The sequence below is a fragment of the Halorhabdus sp. SVX81 genome (assembly GCF_029207715.1).
In the GTDB taxonomy this organism is placed as follows: Archaea; Halobacteriota; Halobacteria; order Halobacteriales; family Haloarculaceae; genus Halorhabdus.
Genome location: NZ_CP104322.1, coordinates 2,426,865 through 2,446,877 on the forward strand (window position 1 = coordinate 2,426,865; position 20,013 = coordinate 2,446,877).

Sequence of the window (20,013 nt, forward strand, 5' to 3'; positions counted from 1 at the left end):
GGTCAACTGTAGATAGTCCTTTCAGATACTTAAGCTTTCCTCTCAATACCATTGAAAACCATTAGATGGCAGCGAACGCACGACTCGTCCAATAGTGCAGTTGCCACCGGGGGCGATCGGCCGATCACAGTCCTACGGCCCACCACATCCGGAGTGATACACCGATCGAAGACATCGCCATCCCGGCCCACGCTCCGGAGGCGATCGACCGATGGGGCTGTAATGGCGGGAATATACATATCTATAGTATATTCAAAATGTATATAATCGTGAACTACTTGGCATTGGATTTCGTTACTGGAAATGGAATTGATACTATGGTGGGTACGAGCCCTGTGTCCTTGGTGGAGGGGACAACCGATTACAGATCCGTCTCGTGGGCAAAACGGAGCGAAGCAACGCGTCTGCCGTTGGACCGGCCCGGTCAGCACACCCGACCGATCAGACCTGCAGACGTAGGCAGGCCCGACAGGGAGGACGTGTCTGACCCGGACGGACCAGCACAGACTGGAACCCATTGGGGTTTCCCACGAGAGCAATGGTTGATGCGCTGATCGTTGAGGACGACGAGACGACCCGGTCGGTCCTGGCCGAGCGGCTAGCATCCGACGGCTTCAAAGCAGTTGCCAGACCGTTCGCCAGTGAGTGTCGCCAGTTCATCGCGAACAACGGCCCGCCGGAGGTGTTCGTCATCGATGCCGTCCTCCCGCGGGCGGATGGCGTCGCGTTCGGACGAGAACTCGCTGACGGGTACTCCGGGACCGTTGGGGTGTTTCTGTTCAACTATCGTAGCCGGGTCGATCTGAGCCTGTCAGGACAGGACGCGACTCTCCTGGCAGTGTCTGAGCGCCCGGGACTGGAAGTCTTTCCATCGGTCGACCCGGAGCGGATCGCCCAGCGAATGTGGAGGTACGTATGATCGAAGGAGCCGTTGCGGACGCATATCGGCTGTTCGCTGTCCTATCGGCTGCCGGGTTGGTGACGACGGGGACCCTTCTCGTAGCGATCTCGGTGACCCGTCATTACCGGGATCGCTACGTCGAATCCGTGATCGGGGACCTCCGGCCGGAAATCGTCGCGCGGGCCACAAGCGACGATCCTGAGTGGGTGCCGTGGATTACCGAGCTCTCGTTTGTCGAGCGATACGTCCTTCGCAGGGAGACCCGAAAGCAACTGGAGAGCGTCTCAGGGGCCTACCGGGAAAATATTTCGACCCTCGCTGTCGCACTCGATATCGACACTCGAGCCCGCCGACAGCTTGCCTCCGATAATGAAACGCACCGACATCGCGGACTCGTCACGCTGTTGTTGCTCGACGCCAGGCTTGATGTCGATCGTGGCATAGCCACTGCCGAGACCCAGTATGAGCGGGCGATAATCGCAAGACATATGCAGGATTCCGGCGATCGGTCCCGTGCGGTTGAACTCCTGGTAGAGCCGGGAGAACCACTTCCCGGGTTCGCATTGTACACACTATATCGCATCGTCCGTCAGAACCCCGCGACCCTCATCCGTGAGACACCGGCCTGGAAATCATGGGACACCACGCTGGTCGTCCAACTGCTCTCGATCCTGCGTCGCGTCGAGTGGGTTGAGACACCGGAAGTCACGTCGTGGCTCCGGGTATGTCTGAGCGCCGATTCGCCGGCGATCCGGGCTGGGGCCGTCAACGCGTTGGAACCGTACATCTCAGCCACCGGAAGCGTCCCACCCCGTCTCGATATAGACAGTGTGCTCCTCGATCCCTCGATACGGGTCCGTGCTGCGGCGTTTCGTCAGCTGTCCGACGTCGATGATCTCCGGACCCAGGAGTTGATTCGTTCGATCGCGGATCGCGAACCGAGCAAAATCGGACGACACGTCGTGGCCACGGAGCTCGATCGAAACCACCCCGAGACGGACATCCAACCGCCCCGATGGTCGATCAACTGGCGGGCACCCTGGGATCTCGAATGGGAGAACCAGCCGCTTCTCGCGCCCGAGGAGGGCGAGGCAGAACGGCGGGAGGTCCGAATCTAATGTGGCTGCTCGATACGTTTCTGCCGGTGATCGGCATCACGTTTTTGGTGGTGATCTGTGGGTCGTATCTGCTCATCCATCTGGCGGCAGTGATTCGAATGCGAAAGCAAGTAACTGGTCGGGCCTGGGAACCGGTCTATGACGTGCTCGAGGATCCACTGGTCCCCGATATCGCCGTCTTCGTTCCGGCGTACAACGAAGAAACCGTGATCGTCGAGAGTGTGCGGTCGTTCCTGAATCTGAACTACCCGAACTTCGAGATCGTCGTCGTCAACGACGGCTCGACTGATGGGACACTTGCGGTACTCGACGAGGAGTTCTCGCTGACGGAGTTGGAGGTTCCACCGATGCTGTCGGATGCACCCTGTGAACCAGTCCACGGCGTCTACCAGTCGAACGCCGTCGAGAATTTGCGCGTCGTCGACAAGGAAAACGGCGGAAAGGGCGACGCCCACAACGCGGGTATCTGGCTCACGGACAGCGAATTGTTCTGTATCGTCGACGCCGATACGATCATCCAGCCGACCTGCCTTGCGAACATGGTCCGGCCGTTCCTCGAACATCCGGACGAAATGGTTGCGGTGGGTGGCCCCATCCGCGTCGCCAACGGGTCGACCATCGACGAGGGACTGATGACACGACCGAAACTGCCCTCGAACCTGCTTGCGGGCCTCCAGCAGGTCGAGTACATCCGTGCGTTCTATTCCGGTCGCCTCGGCCTCGATCAACTCCGGAGCCTCATTCTTATCTCGGGCGCATTCGGACTGTTCCGGACCGATCTGGTCCGTGAGATGGGTGGCTACGATGAGGACTCGATCGTCGAGGACATCGAGTTCACAGTTCGATTACACCGCCACCTGATCGATCGGGATCGCCCCTATCGTGTTGGCTACCTGCTTCACCCGCTCGTCTATACACAAGTGCCTGAGGACATCGCCACACTGGCGAACCAGCGCCGCCGCTGGTTCCGTGGGCTCGTTGAGACGATGGTCAAACATTACGACGCCATGTTCGATCGGCAGTACGGCCGGATCGGCATGTTCGCGCTCCCGTTTTTCTGTATCGGTGAGGGGATCGGGCGGATCCTCGAAGCGATCGGATACCTGCTGTTGCCAGTGATGTTGGCCGTCGGTGTAGTCTCGCTGAAACCCATTTTGTTCGTGTTCGTCGGCACGATGTTTTTCGGTGTGTTGTTGACGTGGATCAGCATCTTCACCGAAGTCTGGAGTTCGGGACAGTACGGCCATCCCCGACAGGTGCTCAAGCTCATGGGCCTCGCCGTGGTGGAGTTCATCGGCTATCGCCAGTGGCGAACGTTCGTGGCCGTCCAGGGACTGTTCGAATATGTCCGCGGCGAGAACTCGTGGGGTGAAATGGAACGGTCCACCCTGAACACCGATTGAGGGCTCGCTTCACGGATCGATACATACGGCGGTGACCTCCCACGCCGATTCTGTCGATTACCCCACAGTTTTGTATCAGGCCATCGAAACACCAGGCGAAATGAGCGATACACCGGACACAGCACTCGAAGGCGGTACCGATCTCCCCGAATGGGAGTGGAGTCGAACCGTCGAAAACAGCGACGCCGTCGGCGTCGGCGATACCGTCACCTTCAGCAAAGAGATCACCGACGACGACGTCACCAGTTTCGCCAGGGCCAGCGGCGACACCAACCCGCTCCACCTCGAGGACGAGTACGCGGCCGAAACGCGGTTCGGCGGCCGGATCGCCCACGGCATGCTGGTCGGGGGCCTCATCAGCGCTGCACTGGCGCGGTTCCCGGGCACCGTGGTCTACCTCTCCCAGGAGTTCGAATTCAAAGGCCCCGTGGGGATCGGCGACCGGGCGACCGCCGAAGTCGAAGTCGTCGACACCCTTGATGGCGGGCGGTATCGACTGTCGACGCAGGTCCTCGTTGCGGACGAAGTAGTCATCGACGGCGAGGCTGTCGTGTTGATCGACGAGGAACCCGCCTGAGGGGAGCAGTCCGGGGCTACTTCTCGACCACCAGCATCGCAACACGTTCACACACGAGATCCGACAGCGTCGCGTCGGTCGCGGCCCGTTCAGCGTCGGTGATGTCGAAGAAATCGGCGATCAGTTCTGGGTCAGAGAGTCCAAGCGTCTCGGCCGACCCAATACATTCCATCGCCTCGACGACCGTGCGGGCGGCCCGTTCGCGTTCGGTCACGCTGTCGCCACCGCCCGCACTCTGCCGGCCACCCACGGCGTGACAGACGACGACCGCCGGCTGCTCACCGCGGGAGACGCCCATGGTCAGGGCGTCCTGGATCTGGCGGCGACCGGCCGCGTACAGCAGGATCTCAACGCCGGGATCGCGGGCGATCATCTCATCTCGCGCGTGTGCGCGATCGGCCAGTTCGCAGGCCCGTCTGAGGTGCTCGCGACCGGCGACGTATCGCGCGTCGAACGCCTGGACCGCCACGCCGTGCTCGTTGCCGATCGCATCGAGTCGATCGAGAAACGCGTCCAGCTCGTCGATCCGAAGCGTCCCTTCGATTACCTCCATCAGAAGTCACCCAGGCTTGACTGATCGGCAGCGTCGTCCTCGTCACCGTCCCGTTCGGCGGTGCCAGCGCCGTTGGCGGCTGTCTCGCCGTCGCCGCCCCCCGCCGGCGAGGGGGTCCCGTCCGGTTCGACCGGCGTCACCCCATCCATCGATGGATCGCGGTGGCCGGCGTTTGCCAGAATGTTCTCGGCGGTCTTCTCCCGGCCACGCAACGCTCCCAACACGACCCCCTTCTCGGCCTCCCGGAGATCCTCGCGGGACTCGATGCCGGCGGCGAACAGTCGGCGGGCGCGCTTGCGACCCACGCCGCGGACGCCCGCGAGGTCGACGAGTTCCGCCCGGACGCCGTGTTCGACGCGCACGCGAGCTTCCCTGATCGCCGGCGTCACGTCCAGGCCAACCTCGCCGGCCAGCCGCTCGGCGGCGTTGAGCAGCCAGGACGCCGTCTCGACCTTCCCACGGATGTCGCCCGGCCCGACGCCGTAGCGCTCGGTGATGGTTCCCTCCTCGACCTCGTCGGCCCAGTCTTCGAGGAGTCGGGCGGTCTTCAGCGCCGACAGCCAGTCCTCGAAGCGACCCTCCTCGAACTCGCTGGGCATCGCGCCGAGGAACTCCGCTTCGCGCTCGTAGGCCTCCATGGAATACTCCTCCTCGTCGCCCGACCGAAGGTAGAGTTCGTACATGTCCGGCGTCCGGGAGACGAGGTGGTACAGTCCCATCGCCGTCGGCTGGGGGGTGTCGTCAGTGTCGTCGGACTCACCGATGTCGTCGCCCGCGTCCGACACCAGTTCGCTGGCCGGCTCGAAGCCCGGCGGCTCGTCGTCCCGCTCCCCGTCGTGGGGTGATCGAGTCGATCGCTCCCCGGCCGTCCGCTCGAACTCGCGCAAGCCGTCGAGCATCTCCGCCGCGCTCATCGGGTCGAGGTAGAGTCGCGAGACAGTCTGGCCGATGGATGTGGCCCGAAGGGTGCCGTCCCCGTCGTCTTCGCGCGTGAGGAAGTCGTTGGCCTCGAGGTAGGCGATCACCTCGTCGACGACCGTCTCCAGGCGGCCGCCCTCGGTCGTCTGGCTGGCATAGAGCGTGGCTTCGAGGAAGTCCAGCAGCCCCGCGCGGGAGTTTGCGAACCCCGAAGCCACCGTCGAGAGGATGTGCGTCCGGAGTGCGGGTTCGGCGGCGAGTTTCGACTGGACGGGTTCGGGGTCGGCCCAGACGTAGCGCTCGAACAATTCGTCGAGTTCGTCGTGGCTGCTCGCGAGCAGGAGGGCCTCCCCGTACGGATCCAGCCCGGGTCGGCCCGCCCGGCCCATCATCTGGTGGACCTCCAGCACGGAGAGCGGCTGCATCCCGCCCGCAGTCCCGTCGTAGCGCCGCCAGTCCCGGACGACGACGCGCCGGGAGGGGGTGTTGACGCCCGCCGCAAGCGTCGGGGTCGCCGAAATGACCTTCACGAGACGCTCCTGGAAGGCGTCCTCGACGAGCGAACGATGTTCCCGGGAGAGCCCGGCGTGATGGAAGGCCGCGCCACCCTCGACGGCGTCGGCCAGATCGTCGCTGGTCTCGGTGTCGCTGACATCGCGGATCTCCGCCGCGATCTCGGCGAGTCGCTCGCGTTCCTCGCCATCGAGGTGCGGTTCGGTCGTCGACGCGAGCCGGCGGGCCGCGGCCTCGGCGTTCCGCCGTGAGTTGACGAACACCAGCGTCGAGCCGTCGTCCTCCAGCGTGTCCCGCACGATGGCCGCCGTCTGCTTCTCGCTGTTCCGGACGGAGAGGAGCTTCTGGTTGCCGTCTTCGAGATGGAGCGCCTGCCCGTAGTGGACGCCTTTTTTCAGGTCGATGGGCCGCCAGGTCGAGTCGACGAGTTCGGCGTCGAGCCACTCGGCGAGCGCGTCGGCGTTGCCGATGGTCGCCGACAGCGCCACCGTCTGGAGATCCGGGTTGCGCTTTCGAAGTTTGGCGAGCGTGACCTCCAGGGTCGGGCCGCGCTCGCCGTCGTCGACGAGGTGGACCTCGTCGGCCACGACGCAGTCGAGGTCGTCGATCCATGGCGCATCGTTTCGCACGAGGGAATCGACCTTCTCGCTGGTGGCGACCACGACGTCTTTATCGGCGAGCCACCCGCCGTCGCTCTCGTAGTTGCCCGTCGAGACGCCCACCTCCAGGCCGTAGGCCTCGAACTGTTCGAACTCGGTGCGTTTCTCGCTGGCGAGCGCCCGGAGCGGCACGATGTAGAGCGCGGTGCCGTCAGTTTCCGCCGCGTGGTCTACACCTTCGTCGTCGTCCGCTTCATCGCCTTCCCCGTCCGTGATCGCCGAGAACATCGCGAGTTCGGCGATGAGAGTCTTGCCACTGGCCGTGGGCACGCTCGCGACGAGGTTCGCCCCGTCGGTGACGCCACCTTCGACGGCCTCGGCCTGTGGTGGATACAACTCCTCGATGCCCTCCGCCTGCAGGTGCTCGGGCAACCACGCGGGTACCCCCGGAATGTCCGCAACGTCCATTGGGCATGTTTTGGGTCGGCCCCCGGTTTAAGGGTTCGTTCGTCGGCGGAGAGTCTTATGTATGGCCGGCCCCGAGGGAGGCCCATGCGCATTGCATTCGATCGGGAGACTTGCATCGGGATGTTCCAGTGCGTCGTCGAGTACGATGCCTTCGAACGGGACGAGGACGCCGGGAAAGCCGTGCTCGTCGATGGCGAGGAGACGGACGATGGCATGGTGACACTCGACGTGGCGGCGGACGAGGAACTCGACGCGAAGTTCGCCGCCCGGACGTGCCCGGTCGACGCGATCACGGTCTACGACGACGAGGGCGAGCAGTTGGTGCCGTGAGTTTGTAGAAAGCTATATTTTGTCGTGTCCGCTGACAACTCGTATGGCACCGACTGTTCCAATCATAGCGGAGACGAACGAGAAGCTCGAACAGTTGCAGGCCGAAATCGAGCGCGAGACGGGCCACAGCGTGTCGAAAAATGAACTCCTCGATCGGATGGTCGATCGGGCGTTCGAGTCGAAATCCGACCTGATCGAGTCGTTTCGAGCGGAATAATCGAGTCTGCAGCGGCCTGAACGCCCTCACTCGATCGTCAGCTCGGTCTTCTCGGCGACCTCGTCGGCTTCCTCGAAGTCGCCGCCGCCGAGCAGGCCGCGGGTGGCCTTCTTGCCCCATTCGACGGCCGGTTGGACGAATGCATCGACATTGTAGAGTTCGCCCGCGAGGATCGTCGCCGCCTCCATGCTGTAGAGCAACTCGCCGATCGCCGCCTCGTCGACGCGGTCGATCTCGATGCGGACGTTCGGCAGTCCCGCATTCGCGAGGCTGGCCTCGGTAGCCTCGAACTCGGCGTCGATAAGTTCGCCCAGCGTCGACCCGCCGAGATACGAGAGCCCCGCCAGGTCTGTCTCGGGGATCGTCGTGTCCGCCCGCTCCGTTGGCCGGATGAACGTGACCATCTTGTCGTGGGGGCCGGCCCGGTAGAGCTGGAGCTGGGAGTGCTGGTCGGTCGCGCCAAGCGCCCGGACGGGCGTCTGGCCGACGCCGTCCTTGCCGACGCTCTCGGCCCACAGCTGTGAGTACCATTCGGCGTAGGTTTCCAGGGATTCGGCGTAGGGCAACTGGACGTTGATCCCGGCTCCGCGCTGGTCGAGGGCGTAGTTGACCGCGCCGTAGGCGTAGGCGGGCGAGTCGAACAGCGACGGGCCGAGCGCGTCGTCGGCGTCACGGGCACCGTCGAGGATCGCCTCGATGTCGTGGCCCTGCAGTGCGGCTGCCGCGAGTCCGACCGTCGAGAGCACCGAAAAGCGGCCGGGAACGCCGTCAGGAACGGGAAGCGACGGCAGGTCGTGTTTCTCGGCGAGATCCCGGAGGTTGCCCTCCGGTCCGGTCGTGACCCAGGTTCGTTCGGTCCAGTCGACCCCTGCGTCTTCCATCGCCTCGCGCACGACGAGGAAGTTCGACAGCGTCTCGGCGGTCATTCCGGATTTGGAGACGACGTTGAGTGCCGTCTTCGAGAGGTCAATGTCGTCGAGATGATCGGCGACCCACTTCGGATCGACGTTGTCGAGATAGTAGGCGTCGACGTCGCTGTCGAGAGCGGCCGAGATCGTCGCCGCGCCCAGCGCGCTGCCGCCGATCCCGACGTTGATCAGCGTCTCACAGTCCGCGAAGGGCTCGACCGCTTCCTGGATCGCATCGACGTCGACGTTGTCGGGCTGGTTCAGCGTCGCGTAGCCGTGTTCGTCGTTCGCTCGGCCGTCCTCGATGCGGGCGTGGGCCGCGGCGACGCGATCGTCGAGTCGTTCGAGTGCTTCACGGGGAATCCCCGGCGTGGCGACCTCGGCGAGTGCGTTTCCGATGTCTACCTGCATACGAACGTCATCCAGTGGCTCCCACCTACCTTTGTCGATCAACGCTGGCGGAGCGGCTCGACTACTGCAATTCGATCTTGTGGACGAACGCCAGTTCGCGGATCTCGTTGAGCAGGTCACCCGGCACGGCGTCGTCAGTGATGACGTAGAGTCGCGGCTGGTCGGTGAACTCCGGGTCCTCGGTGATGACCTGCCGGATGGAGATGTCCCGGTCGGCGAGGAGTTCGGTCACGGTCGCGACGATGCCCGACTCCTCGGCCTCGCGGACGGCGACGGTCATCACCGCCAGATCCAGCACCGGCGCGAGATCCATCAGGCTCGGGATCGCCGAGATGTTCTGGAAGATCCGCCGCAACTGTGGGTCCTCCAGGATGGCATCAGTCGTCGCGTCGACGACCCGGCGGTCGACATCCACCTCGCGGGCGATACCCGTGTTCGGGATCTCGATCCCACCCGAGACGACCCGACCGTCGTCGTTGACCGAGAACCCGCGTTCGAGCAACAGCCGGATGACCCGCTGCTGGCTCGGGCTGTCCTCGAACTTTTCCATGATCGCTTCGAAGGAGGCCGATTCGTCCGTGGCCGATTCGTCAGTCATAACTGGCCTTTCGTCGAGGGAGCGTCGGCGCGCCGCTCGTCGATCCGCGTCGCGTCATCGAGTGCCCGGGCCAACCCTTTGAACAGCGCCTCGACCTCGTGGTGGGCGTTTTCGCCCTCGACGCTCGCGTGCAGGGTGAGGCCGGCGTTCATCGCGAGCGAGCGCAGGAAGTGCTTCGCCATGACACTGGTGAACTCCCCGACAGTGGCCTGGGAGAATTCACCCTCGAACTCGAAGTAAGGGCGGCCACTCACGTCCACGACGACGGTCGCGACGGCCTCGTCTAAGGGGACCCGCCGGTCGGCGAAGCGGTCGATCCCGCGTTTCTCGCCCAGCGCCTCGGTGAACGCTTCGCCGAGCGTGATCGCGACGTCCTCGACGGTGTGGTGGTCGTCGACAGCGAGATCGCCGTCACATCGGACGGTCAGATCGAACAGGCCGTGCGTGGCGAACGCATCGAGCATGTGGTCGAAGAAGCCGATCCCCGTCTCGACGGTCGACTCCCCGTCGCCGTCGAGATCGAGCGTCACCTCGATGTCGGTCTCGCCCGTCTCGCGGGTGACTGCGGCGGTCCGGTCGGTCATGGGTCGATACACACCCCCCTCGTATTTGGTGATTGTGCCTTCGAAGAGCGGGATCTCGGGAACCGGATCATGCACCGCGGAACGGCGTGTCCCTAGGTGGTGGATTGTTCGCTCCCGGTCGCAAACGAGAACGGGAGAAAGGCGATCGTGGCGTATCGGAGCACGTCCGTGTCAGTGTCGCCCGTGATCGTCACCGTGGCTCCGTCGGCGGCAACCGTCGGTTCGGGGACGTTCAACAGGGTTTCCTGCGCCCATTCCGTCACCGCCTCCTCGTCGACTACGGCCGCGTCCTCGAAGACGAGAACCGCTTCGATCGACGCTGTTTCCCCGGTGAAATCGTAGCCGAACCCCTCGGCGACCTGTCCCTCGATGGTTTCGTCCTCGACGTCCGTCCGCTCGTGGCGGTCGTGCTTGGTCGCCGAGAGGAACGTCGCATCGGCGAGTGTAGTCACGATCGATTCGATCGCCGGTGTGACAGCGACGTATCGCTGTACGTTGTCGCGTCGGGTGTCGACGATCGTGCGAACGACTGGGTCGAACCCGCAGACGAGCCAGCCGTCACCGGCCGCATACGACAGGTCGCCGTCGCTGAATACGACGACCTCGCCGTCGTCGTTGCGCCGGAATTCATCGCCGACGGCGTCGACGACATCGCCCTGATCGAAGTCGCCGACCGTGATCGAGGCCACGAGTCGCCCGAGGTGATCGACGCCCCGTGGAACCGCATTTATTTCGGGAGTTCCAAGGAAGACGATATCGTCAACCGCCCCGTACTCGATTCCGAACTCCGAGTGCGACACGCCGTGTCGGGCCGGGATTTCGACGTCGAACTGGGAACGGGCGTCTTCGGATAGCGACTCTACCTCGGAACGGAGGGCTGCGGCGTCGACGCTCCAGACGGTATACTCGTTGTCCCGGAGCGTTGGGCCGTACTCGCTCACTGCCGTCGCTTGCGGTACGAACCGCTCCACAGGATGGGGGTCCACACCGCCCGTTCCGGGGATAGCTGTACACCCGGCGAGCGCTGCAGTCAGCACCGTCCCTGAACCGAGAACGAAACCACGTCGATCGACCATACCGACGACGTAATCTGGCGGAGTAATATGTTTTACCGTCGTAAGGAAATCCCGGGTGAGACAGTGCTACTTCCCTGACCGCACGGTGTCGCTCCCCGAACCCGTCCCGGGTCGAGATCAAGCGCCGGACGACGGGGATGGATGAGGGAACACCGATTCCGGTGGCGACCGGGAAGTACATGACAAGTCAGGTACCCGTCGCCGGCTCACTCGACGGCGGCGATCGCCTCTTGCAGTGTGAACGCGCCCTCGTAAAGTGCGCTGCCGACGACGACTGCCGCCGCGCCAGCGTCTTTCAGATCGCGAACGTCGTCGATGGTCGCCACGCCGCCGCTGGCGATCACGGGGATGTCGACGGCCTCGACGACGCGTTCGACGGGCCCGGTCCGGACACCTGCCAGTTGCCCCTCGACGTCGACATCCGTGAAGAGGATGCCCACCGCGCCCAACTCGGCGTACCTGCCGGCGGCTTTCGCCGGGTCGAGACCGGTCGACTCGGTCCACCCCGAGACGACGACCTCGCCGTCGCTGGCATCCAGGCTGACGAGCACGCTGTCCGGATGGGTCTCGCTGATCTCGGCGACGATCTCGGGATCCTCGACGGCGGCCGTCCCGAGGATGACGCGATCGACGCCCGCATCGAGGAGAGCCCGGGCGTCCTCGGCCGTGCGAATGCCGCCGCCGAGTTGGAGGTCGACATCGACGGCTGCCCGGATCGCCGCGATGGCGTCGGCGTTGGCGCGTTCGCCCTCGAACGCACCGTCGAGATCGATCAGGTGCAGGGTTTCCGCGCCCGCCCCGACCCACCGTTCGGCCGCGCTGACGGGGTCGCCGTACGTCTTGCCAGTCCCGCGCTCGCCGCCGACGAGCTGGACGACCTGCCCCTCCTGCATGTCGACTGCCGGGATGACCGTAAAGTCCGGGAACATGCGCCTGGATCGGCCGGCACGGGGGGAAAACGTATCGATCGAAGCCGCCCTGACCCACCATGAGAACTTCCAAAAGGTATGAAAAGTACATCTATATAGCCCTCCCTTTTTGAAATCATATTTGAAACTGGGAGGACGCCGATTAATAGGCCCCAGAAGATAACAAGCCCAAAGTGAAACAGTCGTTCCCCCGAACACCGACGTGAGGGGTCGACGTGTTCCACTGACAGTGAGACCCATGCCACCGACAGATGACGACGTGATCGATGCACAGCGACGGGGTCGGGTCGATGGCTCGACCCTCACCGACGAGATCGGGATCGACGGAGAGGAGATTACCTGGCGAAAGGGCTTCACCCAGTTCGACGAGAAAGACGCGAGGCGACTGGCCGACATGGAGGCGGAGTTCGATGAGCTCGCCGACGAGCTCGCCGGGGAGTTCTACGATCACCTCCAGGAGTTCGGTGACGCCGTCGACGTGATGGGGCGCTCCAGCAAGGGCATCGAGGCACTCAAACGGACCCAGTCGGCGTACCTCCGGGCGCTAGGGGACGGCGAGTACGGCCAGGACTACTTCGACCGGCGGGCACGAATCGGCAAACTCCACGACATGCTCGATATGGGGCCGCGATTCTATCTCGGGGCCTACGTCATCTACTACCAGGGCATCATGGAGATGATCGCCGACGACGTCAAATCCGAACTCGCCGGGCAAGGGGAGTCTGCCGGCAACGACACGGACGAACTGAGCCCCGAAGAGGCGGTCGACGCGGTCGTCGAACGGTCGCTCTCGGCGCTGAAGTTGCTCAACCTCGACCAGCAGGTGGCGATGGACACCTACATTCACGCCTACAACCAGCGCGTCGAGGCGGAACTCGACCGTCGACGGACAGTCGCCAGCGAGGTCGAGACGGCAGTCGACGAAACACAGGCGGCGGCCGACGATCTCGCAGACAGCGCGGGGCAGATCAGTTCGATCGCCGACGAACAGGTCGACAGCGTCAGCGAGGTGTCGGGCGAGGTCTCGAACATGAGTGCGACGATCGAGGAGATCGCGGCGACAGCCGACGACGTCGATGCCACCAGTGCCGAGGCCGAACGCCTCGCTGAAGACGGACGGGACGCAGCCACCGAGGCGATCGACGTCATGCAGGCGGTCGACGACTCTGCGGCGGACGTCGCCGAAGACGTCGACCGCCTGCAGGATCGCGTCGGCGAGATCGACGAAGTCGTCGAGGTCATCAACGACATCGCCGAGCAGACGAACATCCTCGCGTTGAACGCCTCGATCGAGGCCGCCCGTGCCGGCGAGGCCGGCGACGGCTTCGCCGTCGTGGCCGACGAGGTCAAGAGTCTTGCCGGGGAGTCCCAGGAACACGCGGGCGAGATCGAGGAGATGGTCGCGGCGATTCAGGACGACACCGACGAGACCGTCGAGAGTCTCGCAGAGACGACCGAACAGGTCCAGGACGGTATCGCCCGCGTCGAGGCCGCCATGGAGAACCTAGAGGACATCGTCGAGGCCGTCACTGAGACGTCCCGTGGCATCCAGGAAGTCGCCGAAGCGACCGACGACCAGGCCGCAAGCACCGAGGAAGTCGCCTCGATGGTCGACGAACTCGTCGGCCAGGCCGAGACGATCGCCGAGGAGGTCAACGACATTGCGGCCGCAAACCAGGAGCAATCCGCCAACGTCCGCCAGATCCGTGAATCGATCCGGGAATTGAACCGGGAATCGTAACCGGACGGGCGCTCGTTCACACCTCGATTTCTCATATAAGTATATTTGCCCCAGTCTCTGGAGGCGTGTACCCCGAACTGTGCAATTCCGGCATCTAATCGCCGCTGTAGCCATTATAGTGCATTTCATTGGTTTCGTGATTGCGTTGTCGTCGGTCCACGAGTCGATCGAAACCCGCACACTTATATAGAACCACAGACAAACATGCTACCGACTTATGAGCCAGCGCATGCAGGGACAGCCGATGATCGTCCTCGGCGAGGATGCGGATCGCCTCAAGGACGAAGACGCCCAGAGCCACAACATCTCGGCCGCCCGCGCGGTCGCCGAGTCGGTCCGCTCGACGCTCGGACCGAAGGGGATGGACAAGATGCTGGTGTCCTCGATCGGGGACGTCACCGTCACGAACGACGGCGTGACGATCCTCGAGGAGATGGACATCGAGAACCCGACGGCGAAGATGATCGTCGAGGTCGCCCAGACCCAGGAGGACGAGGCCGGCGACGGCACGACGACGGCCGTCTCGCTCGCGGGCGAGCTCCTGAAAAACGCCGAGGAGTTGCTCGAACAGGACATCCACCCGACGTCGATCATCCGCGGGTACGACATGGCGGCAACGCAGGCCCGCGACGAGATCGACGACATCGCGGTCCCGGTCGAGCCCGGAGACGAGGAGATGCTCAAAAGCGTCGCGGCGACGAGCATGACCGGCAAGGGCGCGGAACTCAATCTCGATCTCCTCTCGGATCTGGTCGTCGAGACGGCCCAGGCCGTCGCCGTCGATGCCGAAGACGGCTCGACGGTCGTCGACCTGGAGTTCGTCGACATCAAAGCCAAACCCGGCCGACCGGTTGCTGATTCCCAGCTCGTCAATGGCGGAACCATCGACACGGATCCCGACCACGAGGACATGCCGGAAGAAGCCGAAGACGCCGACATTCTGCTGCTCGATGCACCCTTTACGGTCAACGAGATGGAGAACGACGCCCAGCTCAGCGTCGACGATCCCGAGCAGCTCCAGGAGTTCATCGAGCAGGAAGAACAACAGCTTCGGGAGAAGGTCGATGCGGTCGTCGATGCCGGTGTCGACGTCGTGCTCTCGAAGAAGTCGATCGACGAGATGGCCCAGCACCTGCTCGCGCGGGAGGGGATCCTCTCGATCAGCCAGATCAAGCGCAGCGACATCGAGTTCCTGAGCGAAGTCCTGGGGACCCAGCTCCACTCGGACCTGGACTTCGAGACGCTCTCGGACCAGGATCTCGCGACGGGCGACATCACGCGTGACCCCGAAGACGGCTGGTATATCGTCGAAAGTGACGACAGCCACGGTGTGACGCTGGTGGTCCGCGGGTCGACCGAGCACGTCAGTGACGAACTCGAACGCGGCATCACCGACGCGCTCGACGTCGTCGCGGCGACGATCTCCGACGGCCGGGTACTGGCCGGCGGCGGGGCGACCGAGGTCGAACTCGCCGGCCGACTCCGGGAGTACGCCGACGGCGTCAGCGGTCGCGAACAGCTCGCCGTCGAGGCCTTCGCCGACGCCTTCGACCTCATCCCGCGCGTGCTCGCGGAGAACGCCGGACTCGACTCGATCGACACGCTCGTCGAACTCCGGGCGGCCCACGAGAATGGCGACGGCCACGCCGGGCTGGACGTCTTCGACGGCGATGTCGTCGATACGTTCGAGGCAGGCGTCGTCGAACCGGCCCACGCGAAGTCCCAGGCGGTCTCCAGTGCGGTCGAGGCCGCGAACCTCGTGCTCAAGATCGACGACATCATCTCGGCCACCGCGCTGGGTGAGGACTACGAGGACGAACAGGAAGGCCAGGGCGGCGGCATGGGCGGTATGGGCGGCGGCATGGGCGGTATGGGCGGCATGGGCGGCATGATGTAAGCGGGGTTCCGTCCTGCCGTCGACGAACAGCGGCTGATCGACATCCTTTTCGAGGTCGCCGAAACCAGGCACCGAGCCGCGGCGAAGAACGTGTGGATATCGGATGGTTCAGACCGGCCCGTTGAGAGTGACGCCACCGCGATCAGAAATTCCGTTTGCAGTATAGAATCGCGACGCCGCTGAGAAGCGCAAACGTCCCGAGACCGAACGCGTTGAGCGCAGAAACGACGTAGACGGCCGAGGTCGGATCCAAAATAAACAGGTATGGGACCATGAGCAACAGAAAGAACAGCGAAAACGCAAAGATATAGAAAAACTGCATCCGGCGATCACAGATCTCAACCATGAACATCGATGGCCCGTCCGTCATGATTCATCCTCCCACTCGAAGTCGGTCTGGCCCGTGGACATGCGTATGAGTCTCGCCTTCGGTTGAAAAAACGTTTCCCCTTGGCGTCCGTGGTATATCTGTTCGCACACGCACACGCGAGAACACCGTTGGGAGATGCGTACCCATCTGCTACAAGTTCTTTTTCTTACAAATTATACGTATTACATTACGCTGAGAGAGGATCGGCTTCGAGACGCTCCGATAAGAAACAGTTCTGGACCGAATGACCCCACATCACGTTCCCCCGTGGTTTCGTTATTAGAATATCGGAGTGAAATTATAATGGAAAGCTTTATTAATGTCTGATTGAGAATATCGTACCATGCGGAGACCCAATAATCCGCTGGATGAACTGTCCAGACGCCAATATGTTCAAGCGATCGTCGCGGCCAGCGTCGCCGGTGTCGCTGGGTGTGGCGACGACGGGAGCGGCAACAATACCGGGGAAGAGAACGGCAACGGGGGCACCGACGAAGGCGGGGAAGAGCCCGTCAGCCAGACGTTCAACGTCGTCGACAACAACGTCCTCGAGCAGGCCAACATGAGTACCTGGCAGACGGGAGACGCCTCTACCGGGAAAAACTGGATGACGGAACTCTCATCCGCCCGGACCCAGGAGATCGACATCATCATCGACGGCCACACGTACTCGATGCCCCACGTCGACGGGCTCGAAGAGGTCGAGATCCCGGCGATGATCACGGATTACACCGCGGAACCGCCGTACGACATGTACAACACGTACAACCAGGACCTCTACTACTGGGACGAGGAGACGCCCATCGACGCCGAGGCCCGGGTTGAACACGACTACGTCTACTACGGGTACGACGGGCTGATCTTCAACGCTGACGAGGCGTTCAAGTCCGAGGCCGTCGAGCAGTTCCGACATCACTTCTGGTACAATGATGGCACGCGGCGGCTGGAGCCACGCAACTCCAACGCGCCGACGGGCGAATCCGAACTCCCGGACGACGGTACCAACGCCTACGTCATGCAGAGCGACACCGTCGAAGGTGTCGCCCAGACCGAGGCGATGCCGATGCACCCGTCGTTCACGACGCCGTACGCCGAGAAGTACGCGGACACGGCAAATCAGGAAGCGATGACCGAGGTCACCAACGAACTCGAGGGTGACAGTATCTCCGTGGGACGATACGCCGACGAGGGCTGGGGGGGCGGTCCCTACAAGATCGAGTCCAGCGACGACGTCAGCGGGACTGAAGTCCTGATGAAGCTTCGTGAGGACCACCCCAACGACCACATCAACATCCCCGAACTCCGGATCCAGTTCGCGACCGAGGACCGCGCACAGATCGTTCGCTCACGTGGACAGGTCGACCTCGAAAACGGCGTCCTGCCGGAGTCGACGGGGTCGATCAACCGTCAGTCCGTGCCGGACCACATCCAGGAGATCTCCCGGTGGCTCCAGGTCGGCGGGGACAACCTCATCTTCAACTTCAACAACAAGCACCTCGGTCGCCTGTGGGTCCGACGTGCGGCCGTCGCCGCGATCGACTGGAACCAGGTCGGGGCCAACGGCTGGGGGCCCGAAGTCTCGGAAACCAACCCCCACCACACCGGACTGCTCGAGACCGTCAGCGAGGGGAACTTCGATGACGAATTCCTCGACAGTCTCTACACCTACCCGATCGAAGCCGATCAAGAACTGGCCGCCGAGTGGATGCGGAAGGCCGGCTACGAGAAACAGTCCGGGTCCTGGGTCGGACCGGACGGCGACAGTCCGGACTGGGACCTGACGTTCAACTCCGGTGAATCCTCCTGGATCGGTGGCGTCCAGACCGTCATGGCGAACCTCGAGGACTTCGGCCTTGGCGTCACGCTCGACGGGCAAGCCTGGGACACCTACACCGATCGACTCTCGCCGCCGGACTACGATTACGACATCGCGCTGCAGTGGGCGAACTTCCAGACGATCACCGGTGCCTACGACTACAACGGCGCGTGGTGGTCGAACCCGCTGCTCTCGGGCAGTCCCGACACGGCTCCGTACTTCGATATACAAGACGAAAACGAGGTCGACGGGCTGGGCCGGCCTGTCCAGGAGGTCCCGCTCCCGTCGGAAGTCGGCTCGATCGAGGCACCGGATGGCTCCTTCAAGGTGCCCGACAGCATTCCGGGCGGCGCGGACACCTACGACATGAAGACCGTGACCGAGAACCTACGCGAGCCCGGGATCGACATCGAGGAGGTGCGCAACCGGGCGAAAGTCGCCGCACGGTACTTCAACTACTACCTCCCGAACTTCGTCTTCCACTCCTACTACAACGGAGTCTACGGCGACGTTCGCGGGTTCAACTTCCCGCCACACGATCACGAGATGTGGGGCCACACCAAGGAGTACGGGTCACGCAACTACAGCGTGATCGCCGGGATGCCCCAGCTCAAGTACGACACGAACTTCCCCGATCCGCCCGCGGATCACAAGGAATAACGCTCGAAACGGTCTCACCGGTTCGCTGATTTCCGATCGCGTTCGGTTTTTTCTTCGCGTTCGACGTCAGGAGGTGCTCCTATCGCTTTGGTCCGGTCGCCTCACGCTACGTCCACAGAGAACCAGCACGTCGACACCGTCGAGGACGACCGACCTCGATTGCCGTCGACGACACGAGAGGGGGACGAGTCGATCACCGGTCGGCGAGCGCATCCGCCGCGGCTTCCCGGACGAAGGAGACGTCGTCCTCGGAAAGCGCCTCTAATTCCGCCCGAACGTCGGCGATCGCATCGGGATCCCGATCGGCGGCCAGCGCCAGCAGCGATGCGGCACTGGCCCGGACCGGTGGTGAATCGTGGTCGAGCAGATCGGCGATCGCCTCGACGTGATCGAGCGCGGCCGACGCGACGGAATCGCTCGCGACGGGACTGATAGCCGTAAGCGCCTGCGATGCGCTGGCCCGGACCATCGGCACATCGTCGAGGCAGTCGGCGATCGCCTCGACGTGTGCATCGACTGCGCCGGGGTCGTCCTCAGCGAGGGGAACCAACACGTCGAGGGCGACCTGGCGAACCTGGGGGTCGGGATCCGCAAGCAGGGCCAGGAGGTCGTCGACGGCGGGTCGAACCACGTCTGGGTCGACAGTCGCGATCCCGAAGACGGCATGCCCGGCGGCCTGTCGCTCGCTACGTTGCCGTTCGCGGGCTCGCTCGGCCATGTCGTCGACGCGCGAACCACGGTCGGGTGCCTGTCGCCGGACTGTGGCATCGATCCCGACGTCGACATCGCCCGCCGATAGCAGGATCTCAACGAGCCGGTCGGCCGCCGGCACGACTGCCTCGGGCCGTTCCATCGAGACGACAGCCAGAAACCGGACCGCATGAGCCCGGACGTGATCGGTGTCGGCGTCGAGGAACGCCAGGACGTCCTCGACGTACGCCTCACAGGCAGCAGGGTCAGTGCGGGCCGCTTCGACGAGGGCTTCGAGGGCGTTCCATCGGACGATCGGATACGAATCACTGAGAAGGTCAACAAGAACGTCGGCCGCCGCCAGGACCGGGTCGCCCGAGAGCGACTCCGCGTAGATCGCACTCGCCCCGGCCCGGACCTCACGGTCGGGGTCTTCGAGCAACGCGGCGATCCGGTCGACGCGGGCGGTCAGGACTGACGGATCCCGGCGGGCGAGTATTTTGAGGCCGTCGAGGCCGTACCGACGGAGTGTCGGATCGTCAGCCCCGAGCATGGTATCGAACTCGGATGCGTCCGCAGGATCCGGGTCCGAGCGGGTCTCCCGAAGGAGCGTCGTGGCATGCTCACGTCGATCGTCGGTCATTACCACATAGCTCGACTGCCGGCCCAGTAAACGCTGTCGCTCGCGTCGACGGAACATCCGGGGGACGACCGTGCCGAACCGGACCGTCGGCCG

The 20,013-nt window shown here is 63.7% G+C and carries 18 protein-coding genes; 9 read left to right on the forward strand and 9 right to left on the reverse strand.

Annotated elements, in window-relative coordinates:
- The first annotated feature begins 538 nt into the window (after window positions 1-538).
- The 4 genes from SVXhr_RS12165 to SVXhr_RS12180 all read left to right on the forward strand — a co-directional run bounded on the left by SVXhr_RS12165 (window position 539) and on the right by SVXhr_RS12180 (window position 3,999).
- Entirely contained in the window at window positions 539-919 is a 381-nt protein-coding gene (locus SVXhr_RS12165; protein ID WP_275737463.1) for a hypothetical protein, read from the forward strand.
- Window positions 916-2,019, forward strand: a complete 1,104-nt coding sequence (locus tag SVXhr_RS12170) for a hypothetical protein (protein ID WP_275737464.1) — start codon at window positions 916-918, stop codon at window positions 2,017-2,019. Before SVXhr_RS12165 ends, SVXhr_RS12170 begins: the two co-directional genes overlap by 4 nt.
- The gene (locus SVXhr_RS12175; protein WP_275737465.1) at window positions 2,019-3,422 is read left to right on the forward strand and encodes a glycosyltransferase family 2 protein; all 1,404 of its coding nucleotides are present in this window, start codon (window positions 2,019-2,021) and stop codon (window positions 3,420-3,422) included. The genes SVXhr_RS12170 and SVXhr_RS12175 overlap by 1 nt, the downstream gene beginning before the upstream one ends.
- Window positions 3,423-3,522: 100 nt before the next feature.
- Window positions 3,523-3,999 (forward strand): MaoC family dehydratase, encoded by a 477-nt coding sequence (locus SVXhr_RS12180; RefSeq protein WP_275737466.1) that lies wholly within the window; start codon window positions 3,523-3,525, stop codon window positions 3,997-3,999.
- Between the two features lie 16 nt (window positions 4,000-4,015).
- Here the strand turns inward: SVXhr_RS12180 and cgi121 are convergent, their stop codons facing one another.
- A complete protein-coding gene (cgi121, locus tag SVXhr_RS12185; RefSeq protein ID WP_275737467.1) occupies window positions 4,016-4,552 on the reverse strand; it encodes a KEOPS complex subunit Cgi121 in 537 nt (178 codons plus the stop codon).
- The gene (locus SVXhr_RS12190; RefSeq protein ID WP_275737468.1) at window positions 4,552-7,050 is read right to left on the reverse strand and encodes an ATP-dependent DNA helicase; all 2,499 of its coding nucleotides are present in this window, start codon (window positions 7,048-7,050) and stop codon (window positions 4,552-4,554) included. Before SVXhr_RS12190 ends, cgi121 begins: the two co-directional genes overlap by 1 nt.
- An 84-nt stretch (window positions 7,051-7,134) precedes the next feature.
- On the opposite strand from SVXhr_RS12190, the gene SVXhr_RS12195 reads away from it, so the two are divergent.
- Together SVXhr_RS12195 and SVXhr_RS12200 are read left to right on the forward strand one after the other, a co-directional pair.
- Window positions 7,135-7,380 carry a ferredoxin gene (locus SVXhr_RS12195; protein WP_275737469.1) on the forward strand — a complete coding sequence of 82 codons (246 nt, stop codon included), beginning with the start codon at window positions 7,135-7,137 and terminating at the stop codon, window positions 7,378-7,380.
- Window positions 7,381-7,423: 43 nt separating this feature from the next.
- Complete coding sequence (locus SVXhr_RS12200; protein ID WP_015789865.1) at window positions 7,424-7,597, forward strand: hypothetical protein; 174 nt, start codon at window positions 7,424-7,426, stop codon at window positions 7,595-7,597.
- Between the two features lie 26 nt (window positions 7,598-7,623).
- On the opposite strand, the gene SVXhr_RS12205 is transcribed toward SVXhr_RS12200, so the two are convergent.
- From SVXhr_RS12205 to hisA, 5 genes are all read right to left on the reverse strand, one after another.
- Window positions 7,624-8,916, reverse strand: a complete 1,293-nt coding sequence (locus tag SVXhr_RS12205) for a glucose-6-phosphate isomerase (protein WP_275737470.1) — start codon at window positions 8,914-8,916, stop codon at window positions 7,624-7,626.
- Window positions 8,917-8,977: 61 nt separating this feature from the next.
- On the reverse strand, window positions 8,978-9,514 hold the full coding sequence (locus tag SVXhr_RS12210) for an amino acid-binding protein (RefSeq protein WP_275737471.1): 537 nt from the start codon (window positions 9,512-9,514) through the stop codon (window positions 8,978-8,980).
- Window positions 9,511-10,098 carry an imidazoleglycerol-phosphate dehydratase HisB gene (hisB, locus tag SVXhr_RS12215; RefSeq protein ID WP_275737472.1) on the reverse strand — a complete coding sequence of 196 codons (588 nt, stop codon included), beginning with the start codon at window positions 10,096-10,098 and terminating at the stop codon, window positions 9,511-9,513. Before hisB ends, SVXhr_RS12210 begins: the two co-directional genes overlap by 4 nt.
- Before the next feature lie 92 nt (window positions 10,099-10,190).
- Window positions 10,191-11,174 carry a hypothetical protein gene (locus tag SVXhr_RS12220; RefSeq protein ID WP_275737473.1) on the reverse strand — a complete coding sequence of 328 codons (984 nt, stop codon included), beginning with the start codon at window positions 11,172-11,174 and terminating at the stop codon, window positions 10,191-10,193.
- A gap of 206 nt (window positions 11,175-11,380) precedes the next feature.
- Entirely contained in the window at window positions 11,381-12,103 is a 723-nt protein-coding gene (hisA, locus tag SVXhr_RS12225) for a 1-(5-phosphoribosyl)-5-[(5-phosphoribosylamino)methylideneamino]imidazole-4-carboxamide isomerase (RefSeq protein WP_275737474.1), read from the reverse strand.
- 238 nt (window positions 12,104-12,341) lie between these two features.
- Between hisA and SVXhr_RS12230 the strand changes: the two genes are divergently transcribed.
- Both SVXhr_RS12230 and thsB read left to right on the forward strand, forming a co-directional pair.
- Entirely contained in the window at window positions 12,342-13,844 is a 1,503-nt protein-coding gene (locus tag SVXhr_RS12230; protein ID WP_275737475.1) for a globin-coupled sensor protein, read from the forward strand.
- Between the two features lie 217 nt (window positions 13,845-14,061).
- The gene (gene thsB, locus SVXhr_RS12235; protein ID WP_345799490.1) at window positions 14,062-15,741 is read left to right on the forward strand and encodes a thermosome subunit beta; all 1,680 of its coding nucleotides are present in this window, start codon (window positions 14,062-14,064) and stop codon (window positions 15,739-15,741) included.
- A 142-nt stretch (window positions 15,742-15,883) separates the two neighbouring features.
- Here the strand turns inward: thsB and SVXhr_RS12240 are convergent, their stop codons facing one another.
- Window positions 15,884-16,111, reverse strand: coding sequence for a hypothetical protein (locus tag SVXhr_RS12240; protein WP_275737476.1), 228 nt, complete (start codon window positions 16,109-16,111; stop codon window positions 15,884-15,886).
- Between the two features lie 343 nt (window positions 16,112-16,454).
- On the opposite strand from SVXhr_RS12240, the gene SVXhr_RS12245 reads away from it, so the two are divergent.
- Window positions 16,455-18,587 carry a hypothetical protein gene (locus SVXhr_RS12245; RefSeq protein ID WP_275737477.1) on the forward strand — a complete coding sequence of 711 codons (2,133 nt, stop codon included), beginning with the start codon at window positions 16,455-16,457 and terminating at the stop codon, window positions 18,585-18,587.
- Between the two features lie 193 nt (window positions 18,588-18,780).
- Here the strand turns inward: SVXhr_RS12245 and SVXhr_RS12250 are convergent, their stop codons facing one another.
- Complete coding sequence (locus SVXhr_RS12250) at window positions 18,781-19,920, reverse strand: HEAT repeat domain-containing protein (RefSeq protein ID WP_275737478.1); 1,140 nt, start codon at window positions 19,918-19,920, stop codon at window positions 18,781-18,783.
- Between the last annotated feature and the right edge of the window lie 93 nt (window positions 19,921-20,013).